Below are 12,059 nucleotides of genomic sequence, written 5' to 3' on the forward strand. Positions count from 1 at the left end.
CCCAACAAGGAATTTTCATCATGAATGCTCTGACTGCTAGCCAAACCCGTGGTGCTCCGGTCATCACTGAACTGCAGGTGGTGCCGGTCGCCGGCCACGACAGCATGCTGCTCAACCTCAGCGGTGCCCACGGTCCGTTCTTTACCCGCAACATCCTGATCCTCAAAGACAATGCCGGGCGTCTCGGCGTGGGTGAAGTACCCGGTGGCGAAGCGATCCGCAAGACCCTGGAAGATGCCCGTGAGTTGCTGGTCGGCCAGTCGATTGGTCAATACCAGCGCCTGCTCAATCAGGTGCGCAACGCCTTCGCCGACCGTGATTCGGGAGGCCGTGGCTTACAGACGTTCGACCTGCGCATCACTGTGCATGCGGTAACGGCTTTGGAGTCAGCGCTGCTCGACCTGCTCGGTCAGCACCTGGATGTACCGGTAGCAGCGCTGCTGGGCGAAGGCCAGCAGCGCGATGCGGTAGAGATGCTCGGTTATCTGTTTTACGTCGGTGATCAGGGCAAGACCACGCTGGACTATCGCCGTGAAGCCGAGGCCGATGACGCCTGGTTTCGCCTGCGTAACCAAGAGGCGCTGAGCCCCGAAAAAATCGTTGGTCTGGCCGAGGCGGCTTATCAGCGCTACGGCTTCAAGGACTTCAAGCTCAAGGGCGGCGTGCTGCGCGGCGATGAGGAAATTGAAGCGGTCACCGCGCTGGCCGAGCGGTTTCCGGATGCACGCATCACCCTGGACCCGAACGGCGCCTGGTCACTCAAGGAGGCGATCCGCCTGTGCCGCGATCAGCATCATGTGCTGGCCTATGCCGAGGACCCGTGCGGTGCTGAAAACGGCTATTCGGGCCGTGAAGTGATGGCCGAGTTCCGGCGTGCCACCGGCCTGCGCACCGCGACCAATATGATCGCTACCGACTGGCGGCAGATGGGCCATGCGATCCAGTTGCAGTCGGTGGACATTCCGCTGGCCGACCCGCATTTCTGGACCATGCAGGGCTCGGTACGGGTTGCGCAGATGTGCCACGAATGGGGCCTGACCTGGGGCTCGCATTCCAATAACCACTTCGATATTTCGCTGGCGATGTTCACTCAGGTCGGCGCTGCCGCGCCGGGCGAGATCACCGCGCTCGATACCCACTGGATCTGGCAGGACGGCCAGCGTCTGACCAAGGAGCCGTTCAAGATTGTCGACGGCAAGGTGGCTGTACCGAACAAGCCCGGGCTGGGTGTCGAGCTGGACCTGGATCAGTTGGGCAAGGCTCACGAGCTGTACAAAAACATGGGGCTGGGCGCTCGCGACGACGCCACCGCCATGCAGTTTCTGGTGCCGAACTGGACGTTCAACAACAAACAGCCATGCATGGTGCGTTGATCGGCTGCTTTAACGGATAACCCTGGCCACGATGCTGGCAACCGGCGCACATTCCCCTTGTGCGCCGTTTTTTTATTTCTCGCGGGCAATGATCTACTTGCCTAACTTACGCAACTCATCAGACTCGACAATCCGCACCCCATCCTGTTCTTCCAGCGCCAGGCGCCACAGGGCGCGGGCCAGGCTGCAGGCTTCGATGGCGCCGTACTTGCCCGGCAGCAGCTTGGCGATGGGCGCTGCCAACTGTTCTGCCCAGCGTGTCTCAGGACGGTTGCCGACCAGCAGGGAAGGGCGGGCGATGGTCAGTTGTGGCCAGTGCTGCGCTTGCAGCGCCTGCTCCATCTCGCCTTTTATGCGGTTGTAGAACACGCTGGACTTCGGGTCGGCACCAATGGCGCTGATCACCAGCAGATGCCGGGCACCCAGCGCACGGGCGCGGGCCGCGAAAGCCAGTACCAGATCCAGGTCGACGGCGCGGAAGGCTTCCTGGGAGCCGGCCTGTTTGATAGTGGTCCCCAGGCAGCAGAAAGCGATATCCACCCGGCCATCGAGTTGCGGCAGCAGGCCGGCAAGATCGCCGATAGGGTTTTCCAGGTGCGGATGTTTCACCAGCGGCCGACGGGTCGGGGCCAGGACCCGGCTGACAGTGGGTTCATTGAGCAGGCGATCGAGCAGGTGTTCGCCTGTCAGTCCTGTGGCGCCTGCGAGCAGGATGTGTTGCGGCGTCAAGTACATGATGTTTCTCCCTTGATCTGTCAGAAGAACCGGGTTCTTCGTCTAGCGGCTACTGGAAATCTTCGCATCCTTGCGAGTCAACGTCGTATTCAGCGCGCGTTCTGCCTGGTTTTTGCGCAGTTGTTGCCAGCGGGCGACCACCCCCTTTGGCGCCCATATCTGGGGCTCGGATGCCTCGAAATTGTCTTCGATCTCGCGGCGTGCGACATACGCACTGGCCTGATCGAAAGCCTGTTGCAGGTTATCTGTTTCGACCAGCGCCTTGGCGAATAGTGCATCACCGAAGTAGGTGAAGTCAGCCTCTTCCGTGCAGCCGAACGAAACCCGGTCGGCGCGTGCGGCGGTCATGATCAGCGTACGTTCGTCTTTGAGCGCCGGAATGAACCCGCCGGAATAGCAGGCCGAGATCACGATGATCTTGTCGCGATTGTGCAGCGGCGCCATGACTGTGGCCAGTTGGTCGGCCGGCAGGTCGGACAGTGACAGGCGCGGCTGGTCGAGTACCAGTTGATGATCGTGCGTGCCGTGGCTGGTCAGGTAGATAAAGATCAGGTCTTCCGGGCCGCTGCGTTGGGCCAGGGTCTGGATCGCCCGGCTGATGGTCTCGCGGGTTGCCATGGGGCGATCGGCCATGTGGTCGCGGTGGTTGACCAGGCTGACCTGGCCGTGAGCGCCAAAGCGGGTCTTGAGCAGGTTGCCGACATAATCCGCCTCGCGCTTGAATACGCTCTGTTTGCCGTCGCCGCCGACCACCAGGCTGTATAGCTCCACCGCCGGGGTTGAGGCCGGCACCGCCTTGAGGGCGTTATCGAGCAGTACACCCTGGGCCAGCAAGCCGGTTTCCAGCGTGTCGGGCAGCAGCTCGCCCTTGGCATCGCGGACCAGTTGGCCATTGGCCCAGACCCCACGCAGCACCGTGCCGTCGGCTTGAGTCAGGGTGCCTTGGCCCTGATAGGTGTCATTGGCGAAACCACCGGTATAGGTGCTGCCATCGGCCAAGTGCAATTTGCCTTCGCCGTTGAAGCGCCAGTTGCTGAACTCGCCCTGATAGCGGCTGCCATCGGTGCCGATCAGTTCGCCTTTGCCGGTGAAGGCGCCTGCGCTGAACTGGCCGCTCCAGACATCGCCGTCGCTGTTCTCATAGCGGCCCTTGCCGTCGAGCTGGTTATCGTGAAAGTTGCCAATGTATTGATCGCCCTCGGCACTGCTGAACGTGCCCTTGCCTTGCAACTGGCCGTTGACGAAGCGGCCGCTGTACTGATTGCCGCTGGCATCGCTGCGCATCCCTTCGCCATTGGGTTTGCCGCGGCTGAACTGGCCCTGATACTGGGTGCCGTCATCCAGCTCCAGGCGGCCGGCGCCGTCGTAAAGGTCAGCCTTGAACCCGCCACGGTAGAGCAGGTCCTTTTCCTTGTAGGTCCCTTCACCCTCACGGCGGCCTTGCTTGAACGCACCCACGTAACTGCTGGTACGGGTGGTCAGAATGCCCTGGCCGCTGTAGAGGCCGTGCTCGAACCCGCCTTTATAGACATCCCCGTTGCTGGCCCGCCATTCACCCTGGCCATGCCACTGGCCGCGGTCGAACTGACCCTGATACCAGCTGCCATTGGGGTAGTCGATACGTCCCTGACCTTGCAGCAGGCCGTTGACCAGATCGCCACGATAGCGTCCGCCATCCGGCAGGCGGCCGTCAGGCGGCAGCAGCGACTCGCCGTCTCCGCAGCCAGCGATCAGGAGGGTCAGTGCCAGTGGGGCAAGCGCGCGCATGTCAGGTCTCAAGGGGTATGAATCGGCAGGGGCGGCCCAGGCTCGTTTCGAGCCTTGATGCCGTGATCAGAAGTATGCCGCAGGCTGTCAGGTTGACGAAACAGTCAGTAATGACTGTTTCGTACCAATAGGGCACCTCTAAAAACCACCTTCGTTGCCACCGTTGCGTTGAAAACAGGCTCAAAATGCTCATTTACAATCCGTAAACTGCGCTCTCTCGCCTGTTTTCGTCTTGCGCTGGCTGCCTCGCCTACGTTTTTAGAGGCACCCAATGGCCGTTACACGAAACACAAGGTCAGTGGTTCGGCAATGTAGGCCGGTTTCTCCTGGCCTTCGATTTCCATCGTGGCCGTGCCTTTGAGCAGCCACTGTCCAGGTTTTTTCTCGTTGACCTCGGTCAGTTGCAGCTTCAGGCGCACCCGCGAGCCAACCGCCACCGGCTGAATGAAGCGCACGCTGTCCAGCCCGTAGTTAACCACCATCTTCAGGCCTTCAGGCAGGACCATCAGGTCGCCCATCAGCACCGGGATCAGTGACAGCGACAAAAAACCGTGGGCGATGGTGCCGCCAAACGGGGTCTTCGCGGCCTTGACCGGGTCGACATGGATGAACTGAAAATCGCCGGTGGCTTCGGCAAACAGGTCAATACGCGCCTGGTCGATGCTCAGCCAGTCGGAACATCCCAGTTCCTTGCCAATGTATTGCGTGAGTTGGTGTGCCGGTACATAGGGCATGGTTCTCTCCTTGATAATGAAATCTGCTATGGGGTGTTGACCTCGGCGCAATACTGTTCTGTTAGACCGGTGGTAGCCCGCTTGCTGGCGAAGACGGCGGCACATTCGCAGTAGATGCTGTGATTTTACCGGCCCTTTCGCGACTAAGGTCGCTCCCACAAAGGCATGCGGCGCTTATTTGAACAGTATTGGACCTCGGCGTGGTTGGGATGAAACGGCAACAGCCCCTAATGCAGGACCGCTGAAGATCAGCAGAGCCTGGCCATTAGGTCAAGTCTGAGGGAGTGTTATATGGCCGCAGGTTTGCCATGCTTATAATGAGCCCCGTACATTTGCATTTGCCGGAGTACGCATGCTGCTACGAGGACTGACGGCGCTGGTGTTGTTCCAGTTGCTGGGGACTGCACTCAATCACCTGTTTATCCCCATCCTGCCGGGGCCGATCATTGGCATGATCTTGTTGCTGGGCTTTTTGATGGTGCGCGGGGAGGTCGATGAGCCGATCAGCCAGGCCGCGACCAGTCTGCTGCGTTACCTGCCATTGCTGCTGGTGCCGCCGGCGGTGGGGGTGATGGCTTATGCCGGGGCGATTGCCCGGGACTTCTGGGCGATCTTCGGCACCTTGGTGGTGTCGCTAGTGGTGTCGGTGGTGTTTGTCGGCGTATTGATGCAAAAACTCACCGAGCGCCAGGCCCGCCGTAAGGAAACCCCATGATGCTCGACTGGCACGGCGCCTGGGGGGCGGTGATCAACCACCCGTTGTTTGGCATCGGTATCACGCTGGGCGCCTATCAACTGGCGATGGCCGCATACGAAAAAAGCCGCCTGGTGCTGCTGCAGCCAGTGCTGGTGTCGATGGCCATTCTGATTGGCATTTTATTGGCCTGTGGCCTGAGTTATGAGCAGTACCGCGACAGCACCGCGATCCTCGGCACGTTGCTGGGGCCCGCCACGGTTGCACTTGCCGTGCCGCTTTATCTGAATTTGCGCCGGATTCGTCAGTTGTTATGGCCAACCTTGACTACGCTGGTGCTGGGTGGTGTGTTGGTGACCGGTCTGTGTCTGGCGCTGGGTGAGTTGCTGGGGGCCGATCATATGATCCTCATGACCCTGGCGCCCAAGTCGGTGACGTCACCGATTGCCATGCTGGTGGCCGAGCAAATGGGCGGCGTCGCTGCGCTGGCTGCGGTGTTCGTACTGATTACCGGCGTGCTGGGGGCTATCCTCGGCCCGCTACTGTTGTCATTGAGCGGGGTGGATAATCCTGCTGCGCGCGGCATGGCACTGGGCTTGACCGCCCATGCGGTGGGTACTGCCCAGGCGTTGCAGGAAGGCGAGGAGGCGGGTGCGTTTGCCGCACTGGCCATGAGTCTGATGGGTGTGGCGACGGCGTTGTGTCTGCCGCTGGCGGTCTCTGTTGTCGTGTAAGGAGCTTGTTATGACGTTGCCGCTGTTTCCATTGAACACCGTGTTGTTTCCGGGCTGCGTGCTGGACCTGCAATTGTTCGAGGCCCGCTATCTGGACATGATCGGTCGCTGCATGAAGCGCAATGAAGGCTTCGGCGTGGTGTGCATCACCCAAGGTAGCGAGGTCGGTGTTGCGCCGGGCGGCTACTCGCTGATCGGCTGTGAAGCCTTGGTGCGCGACTTCCAGCAACAGGACAACGGCCTGCTGGGCATCCGTGTGGTGGGTGGGCGACGCTTCCGGGTTGTCAGTGCTGAAGTCCAGCGCGACCAACTGCTGGTCGCCGATGTGCACTGGCTAGAAGATCATCAAGAGCGGCCTTTGCAGGAAGAAGACGCCGACCTGGTGGCGCTGCTGCATGCACTGGCCGAACACCCAATGGTCGCTTCGCTGGACATGGGCCTGGAAGCGGCAGGCCAGCAATCGCTGGGTAACCAGCTGGCCTACCTGCTGCCATTCGATGAGCAGGACAAGATCGAACTGCTGGAAATCGACGACCCCGAAGAGCGCCTGGTCGCCATCCAGAGCCTGCTCGACGAAATGCAGGGCGACCTGCAGGCGTAAGCCCGAGCAACGGCCAACCGCCGTTGATCTTGCTTTTGCTCTACGAACCAAGATGGCCCAGACGACGCCGAACGCCAAATCGGCACCGGAGCGAGGGAATCCCGCTTGAAGCGGGACTAGCCGTCGCAAGCGTTTTGGTTACTTTGGCGCTCCAAAGTAACTCGCCCAGCAGGGCGAAACCTGAAGTGCAGACAACACGATGAAGGACTTTTCATCAGTCTAAATGTCAACTCGCAGCCAAAGCGGATCGCTTTCCAGTCGTCGCTACATCAGATACTGATACCGCAACACCGCATGCGACAGCGCATTGACCGCAAAACCACCCAGCAAAGCCGTCACCGCCGGCACCAACAGCCACCAGACCCGTGCCGACATGGCCGGCAGCGGCTCGCGGTGCTGAATAATCGTCAGGCTCGCCGCACAGATACCCAGCGCCAGCATCATCCCGGCCAGAATGTCGGTCGGCCAATGCACGCCCAGATAAACCCGCGACAGCGCAATGGCCAGCGCCGGAATGCCCCCCAGCACCAGCCAGGCCAGGCGCAGCCGCACCGGCTGACTGCGGCCAGCGAGCACGGCCAGGGTCATGAACAATGCAAACGCTGCCGAGCTATGCCCGCTGGGCATGCTGTAGGTGGTCAGCGGGTCGACCAGCACCTCTGGCCGGGCGCGGGCAAAGAACGCCTTGAGCGCACCGTTGGCACAAGCAGTGCCGAGCATGGTGACAACCGCGAATGCCGCATGGCGCCACTGCCGGGCAACCAGCAGCACCAGTACCACCAGAGCCGCCGCCAGCAACTGGGTGTGGAAATCACCAATACTGGTCACCAGCAGGACAATGTTCTGCGCCGCCTCGCTGCGATGCTCTTGCACCAGCGTCATCAGGCCCTGATCGAACTTGTCCAGCCACGGCCAGCCGATAAACAGTGCCACCATGGTCACCAGGCACAAGCCACTGATCAGCCGGGTCGCATAGCGCTGCTTGCGCATGCTGCTCTGGATGCTCAGGCCAAACACCGCTGCCAGAACCCCACCGACAACAGCGGCCTCACCCCAGAAGCCTTCTGGCAATGGCAGGCGAATGGCAGCACCGGCGGCCCAGCCGGGCAACAGGTAAGCGATTGACCAGCCGATGGTGGCGATGATGCTGACCGCCAGAAAACGCGGAAAGGGCATGTCGCACATGCCGGCAATCATCGGCAGCATGGGCCGCAGCGGGCCGATGAAGCGGCCGACCAGCAGGCTGGCAATACCGTAGCGCTGGAAATACGCCTCGGCACCGGTCATCCACTCCGGGTGCGAACGCAGGCCGGGCAGGCGGCGGATATTTTGGTGAAAGCGCCGGCCCACGGCATACGAAACCAGATCGCCCAGAATACCCCCGGCAAAACCCAGCAGCAGAACGTCGCTGAGGCCCAGAATCCCGCTGCCGGCCAGCGCTGCGATGGCAAACATCAGCACCGTACCGGGGACCACGATCCCGGCAATGGCCACGCACTCAATGAACGCGACGATGAAAATGGCTGCCGCGACCCAGGAAGGGTTGGCGGTCAGCCAGCCGGTAATGCCGTTGAGCCATTCGCCCATGGTCAATTTCCTTGATCCAGAATGAGGTAATCGCGGCCTTCGACCTGACCGCGCCTGAGAGGGTTCCGTGTGCACCAGCGTGCCTGTTCGGCGTCCACGAAACGATACAGCAGGTGTTCGTCACGCCCGGACGGGATGCCCAGGCGGGCAGCCTGAATGATGCGGGGCGGGCGTAGCCCGACGTCTTCGACAAAGATGCGCTCAGGGTCGAAGCGCTTGGCGTCCCACATTGGCACTTTCAGGCCCATGGCCTTGCACAGCAGGGTTTGCCCGGCACACAACCGCTCGGGCGCACGCAGGGCACCACTGGCATCAGGGTTGTTCAGTTGCATCTGTGCCAGGGCATTGGCATCGCTGAACGCATCGACCCAAGGCATGCCCGATTTGATCAGTACGGCGTTGCCCGGCCCTTCGGCGCTGAAATTGAGCGAGTCGCCGCCACGGGCGTAATACATATAGATGTGCCCGCCATCAAGAAACAACGCTTTACGCTTTTCGGTGTAACCCAGCGAGGCATGGCTGCCTTTTTCGGCCAGGTAATAGGCTTCGGTCTCGATGATGCGGGCCGCCAGCCATAAATCACCGACCTTGTGCCGGATGACCTTGCCCAGCAGGTCGCGGGCCAGCAGTTGGGCATCGCGATTGAAGAAGCTGTCGGGCAGGATATTAGGCAGCGCAGTGGGCATGGTGGCTCGCGGGCAAGGGCAGGGCGCCGATCATAGCAAGCGTGCGGCTTTCGCTATCGCGGTTTTTTCAGTGCTTTGTTGTATCGGAAGATGACAAGCCAGTGTTTCAGCGTCGAGCACCCCCCTGTGGGGCTCGATATACCGGGTATTGATGAAGATTTTGCCAGTATCGTAACCATCCGCCTGTCTGCGCTGTCGTTAAGTCGGCCTGACAGCTATAATCGACCGCTTTCTTCGCTGCCAAGACCTCTGAGACCATGACTGAGTCCGTTCTTGACTACATGACCCGCCTTGGACGTGCCGCCCGTGAGGCGTCGCGCGTGATCGGCCGGGCCAGCACTGCGCAAAAGAACCGCGCCCTGCTGGCCACCGCTGCGGCACTCGACGCCGCTCGCGCCGAGCTGACCGCCGCCAACGAACAAGACCTGGCCAATGGCCGGGCCAACGGCCTTGAACCGGCCCTGCTCGACCGCCTGGCCCTGACCCCCGCACGTATCGACAGCATGATCGTCGGGTTGCGTCAGGTTGCCAGCCTCCCGGACCCGGTCGGCGCCATCCGTGACATGAGTCATCGACCCTCCGGCATTCAGGTTGGCAAGATGCGCGTACCGCTGGGCGTGGTCGGCATCATCTATGAGTCGCGGCCGAACGTGACCATCGATGCCGCCAGCCTGTGCCTGAAGTCCGGTAACGCGACCATCCTGCGGGGCGGCTCCGAGGCCATCCATTCCAACCGCGCCGTGGCGACCTGTATCGCCCGGGGTCTCGCCGAAGCCGGTCTGCCGGCCGGTGTCGTGCAGGTGGTCGAGACCACTGACCGTGCGGCGGTCGGCGCGTTGATCAGCATGCCCGAGTTCGTCGATGTGATCGTGCCGCGCGGTGGCAAGGGCCTGATCGAACGCATCAGCCGTGACGCCCGGGTGCCGGTGATCAAGCATCTGGACGGTATCTGCCATATCTATGTCAGCGCCCATGCGGAGCTGGACAAGGCACAGAAGATCGCCTTCAACGCCAAGACTTACCGTTATGGCATCTGCGGCGCGATGGAGACCCTGCTGGTCGATCAGGCCATTGCCGCCGATTTCTTGCCGCCGATGGCCGCGCAACTGCGCGAAAAGGGCGTCGAGCTGCGCGGTTGTGAGCGGACCCGGGCGTTGATTGATGTAGTGCCGGCCACCGAAGAAGACTGGCACACCGAGTATCTGGCAGCGATTCTGTCGATCCGTGTGGTGGCCAGCCTCGACGAGGCCATCGAGCATATCAATCACTATGGCTCGCACCACAGTGACGGCATCGTCTCCGAGCATCAGGCGCAGATTCGGCGCTTCATGGCTGAAGTCGATTCCAGTTCGGTGATGGTCAACGCACCGACCTGCTTTGCCGACGGCTTCGAGTACGGCCTGGGCGCCGAGATCGGCATCTCCACCGACAAGCTGCATGCTCGCGGCCCTGTGGGGCTCGAAGGCCTGACCTGTGAGAAGTACATCGTGATCGGGGATGGCCAGCTGCGTGGACAGGAGCCCGTCTGAGTTGAGCCTGCCTGACATGAGTGAGCCTGCGCTCGCCCTGCCCAGGCGTATCGGCATGTTGGGCGGCACGTTTGACCCGGTGCATATCGGCCATCTGCGTGGCGCCCTGGAAGTGGCCGAGCTGCTCGAACTCGATGAACTGCGTCTGACGCCCAGTGCCCGGCCCCCGCATCGTGAGTTGCCGAGTGTGACCGCTGAAAACCGCCTGGCCATGGTGCGTAGCGCCGTGGCCGGGGTAGCGCCGTTGACGGTCGATGACCGTGAGTTGCGCCGCAACAAGCCGTCCTACACCGTCGATACCCTGGAGTCGATGCGTGCCGGGATGGCTGCACACGATCAACTGTTTTTGCTGTTGGGCTGGGATGCCTTTTGCAGCTTGCCGTCCTGGCATCGTTGGGAAGAACTGCTGGAGCATTGCCACATCGTGGTGCTGCAGCGGCCCGATGCCGACAGCGAACCGCCTGAAGCCCTGCGCGACCTGGTCGCCGCTCGGGCGGTCGGCGACCCCAAGGCTCTGGACGGGCCGGGCGGGCAGATTACCTTTGTCTGGCAGACGCCGCTGTCGGTGTCTGCCACCCAGATCCGCCAGTCACTGGCGGCAGGCCGATCAGTGCGTTTTCTGGTGCCTGACGCCGTTCTGGCCTATATCGAAGCACACGGTCTGTACCGTGCGCCCAATACCGAGGGAGCACCCGACAATGGCTTGCACGGCAAGCCTGCGGATGTATCCACATTGAAGAGTGAATGAGTGTTCATGAGCAAACAGAAACTGAGCAGTGAAGAAATCGTCGACCTCGCCATCGCGGCCCTGGAAGACGTAAAAGGTACCGATATCCTCAAGATGGACGTGCGCGACAAGACCAGCATCGCCGATTACATGCTGATCTGCACCGGTAGCTCCAACCGTCAGCTCAATGCGCTGGTCGAAAATGTCCGCGAGAAGGTCAAGGCCGCCGGAGTCCAGCCGCTGAGTGAAGAAGGCAAGGGCGACAGCGACTGGGTACTGCTGGACCTGGGTGACGTCGTCGTGCACGTGATGACCGCTGCATCGCGTCAGTTCTATGACCTGGAGCGTCTGTGGCAGGGTGCCGAGCAAAGCCGTGCAGCCAGCGCAGCGCACCATACCCCTGGTCACGAATAAGACCTTGCCGTGCGCATACGCCTGATTGCTGTAGGTTCACGCATGCCCAAGTGGGTGGAAGAAGGCTGGCATGAATATGCCAAGCGCCTGCCACCTGAGCTGGCGCTGGAACTGATAGAGATCCCGCTCAACACCCGTGGCAAGAATGCCGATGTGGCGCGCCTCATCCGGCAGGAAGGCGAGGCCATGCTGGCCAAGGTCCAGCCCGGTGAACGGATCGTGACGCTGGAAGTGCATGGCAAGCCATGGAGCACCGAGCAACTGGCGTGCGAGCTGGATCGCTGGCGGCTGGACGCGCGTACCGTCAACCTTATGGTCGGCGGCCCGGAAGGGCTGGCACCGGAGGTTTGTGCGCGCAGTGAGCAACGCTGGTCGTTGTCGCCGCTGACCTTGCCGCATCCGCTGGTTCGTATCTTGATCGGCGAGCAGATCTACCGCGCCTGGACAGTTCTGTCCGGTCATCCTTACCACAAGTAGT

Annotated in this window: 13 protein-coding genes; 8 read left to right on the forward strand and 5 right to left on the reverse strand. The window is 61.6% G+C overall.

Annotation, left to right across the window (positions count from 1 at the left end; genetic code table 11):
* Nucleotides 1-20 precede the first annotated feature (20 nt).
* Nucleotides 21-1,373, forward strand: a complete 1,353-nt coding sequence (gene gudD / locus NJC40_RS10110) for a glucarate dehydratase (RefSeq protein WP_253142498.1) — start codon at nucleotides 21-23, stop codon at nucleotides 1,371-1,373.
* 93 nt (nucleotides 1,374-1,466) lie between these two features.
* On the opposite strand, the gene NJC40_RS10115 is transcribed toward gudD, so the two are convergent.
* The 3 genes from NJC40_RS10115 to NJC40_RS10125 form a co-directional block, all read right to left on the reverse strand.
* On the reverse strand, nucleotides 1,467-2,108 hold the full coding sequence (locus NJC40_RS10115; protein WP_253142497.1) for a Rossmann-fold NAD(P)-binding domain-containing protein: 642 nt from the start codon (nucleotides 2,106-2,108) through the stop codon (nucleotides 1,467-1,469).
* 42 nt (nucleotides 2,109-2,150) lie between these two features.
* Nucleotides 2,151-3,875 carry a C13 family peptidase gene (locus tag NJC40_RS10120; RefSeq protein WP_045487317.1) on the reverse strand — a complete coding sequence of 575 codons (1,725 nt, stop codon included), beginning with the start codon at nucleotides 3,873-3,875 and terminating at the stop codon, nucleotides 2,151-2,153.
* Between the two features lie 278 nt (nucleotides 3,876-4,153).
* Nucleotides 4,154-4,609 carry a MaoC family dehydratase gene (locus NJC40_RS10125; RefSeq protein ID WP_045487319.1) on the reverse strand — a complete coding sequence of 152 codons (456 nt, stop codon included), beginning with the start codon at nucleotides 4,607-4,609 and terminating at the stop codon, nucleotides 4,154-4,156.
* 352 nt (nucleotides 4,610-4,961) lie between these two features.
* Between NJC40_RS10125 and NJC40_RS10130 the strand changes: the two genes are divergently transcribed.
* Genes NJC40_RS10130 through NJC40_RS10140 form a run of 3 tightly spaced genes read left to right on the forward strand, consistent with a single transcriptional unit; the run spans nucleotide 4,962 to nucleotide 6,638 of the window.
* Nucleotides 4,962-5,324: a CidA/LrgA family protein gene (locus tag NJC40_RS10130; protein WP_045487321.1), complete on the forward strand. Its 363-nt coding sequence runs from the start codon at nucleotides 4,962-4,964 to the stop codon at nucleotides 5,322-5,324.
* A complete protein-coding gene (locus tag NJC40_RS10135) occupies nucleotides 5,321-6,037 on the forward strand; it encodes an LrgB family protein (RefSeq protein ID WP_045487324.1) in 717 nt (238 codons plus the stop codon). The genes NJC40_RS10130 and NJC40_RS10135 overlap by 4 nt, the downstream gene beginning before the upstream one ends.
* Before the next feature lie 10 nt (nucleotides 6,038-6,047).
* Nucleotides 6,048-6,638, forward strand: a complete 591-nt coding sequence (locus NJC40_RS10140) for an LON peptidase substrate-binding domain-containing protein (RefSeq protein ID WP_045487327.1) — start codon at nucleotides 6,048-6,050, stop codon at nucleotides 6,636-6,638.
* A 264-nt stretch (nucleotides 6,639-6,902) separates the two neighbouring features.
* On the opposite strand, the gene NJC40_RS10145 is transcribed toward NJC40_RS10140, so the two are convergent.
* Both NJC40_RS10145 and NJC40_RS10150 read right to left on the reverse strand, forming a co-directional pair.
* Nucleotides 6,903-8,225 carry a bifunctional DedA family/phosphatase PAP2 family protein gene (locus NJC40_RS10145; RefSeq protein ID WP_253142496.1) on the reverse strand — a complete coding sequence of 441 codons (1,323 nt, stop codon included), beginning with the start codon at nucleotides 8,223-8,225 and terminating at the stop codon, nucleotides 6,903-6,905.
* A gap of 2 nt (nucleotides 8,226-8,227) precedes the next feature.
* Nucleotides 8,228-8,911 carry a DNA-3-methyladenine glycosylase gene (locus NJC40_RS10150; protein ID WP_162484333.1) on the reverse strand — a complete coding sequence of 228 codons (684 nt, stop codon included), beginning with the start codon at nucleotides 8,909-8,911 and terminating at the stop codon, nucleotides 8,228-8,230.
* Between the two features lie 257 nt (nucleotides 8,912-9,168).
* Here NJC40_RS10150 and NJC40_RS10155 point away from each other — a divergent pair, with 257 nt between their 5' ends.
* The 4 genes from NJC40_RS10155 to rlmH are packed head-to-tail and all read left to right on the forward strand — an operon-like array spanning nucleotide 9,169 to nucleotide 12,058.
* The gene (locus tag NJC40_RS10155; RefSeq protein WP_045487333.1) at nucleotides 9,169-10,440 is read left to right on the forward strand and encodes a glutamate-5-semialdehyde dehydrogenase; all 1,272 of its coding nucleotides are present in this window, start codon (nucleotides 9,169-9,171) and stop codon (nucleotides 10,438-10,440) included.
* A gap of 37 nt (nucleotides 10,441-10,477) precedes the next feature.
* Nucleotides 10,478-11,188, forward strand: a complete 711-nt coding sequence (nadD, locus tag NJC40_RS10160; RefSeq protein ID WP_253142526.1) for a nicotinate-nucleotide adenylyltransferase — start codon at nucleotides 10,478-10,480, stop codon at nucleotides 11,186-11,188.
* Between the two features lie 6 nt (nucleotides 11,189-11,194).
* Nucleotides 11,195-11,581, forward strand: coding sequence for a ribosome silencing factor (rsfS, locus tag NJC40_RS10165; protein WP_045487338.1), 387 nt, complete (start codon nucleotides 11,195-11,197; stop codon nucleotides 11,579-11,581).
* 9 nt (nucleotides 11,582-11,590) lie between these two features.
* On the forward strand, nucleotides 11,591-12,058 hold the full coding sequence (gene rlmH, locus NJC40_RS10170; protein ID WP_045487340.1) for a 23S rRNA (pseudouridine(1915)-N(3))-methyltransferase RlmH: 468 nt from the start codon (nucleotides 11,591-11,593) through the stop codon (nucleotides 12,056-12,058).
* Nucleotide 12,059: the final 1 nt, after the last annotated feature.

The sequence above is a fragment of the Pseudomonas sp. 21LCFQ02 genome (assembly GCF_024129895.2).
Lineage (GTDB): Bacteria > Pseudomonadota > Gammaproteobacteria > Pseudomonadales > Pseudomonadaceae > Aquipseudomonas.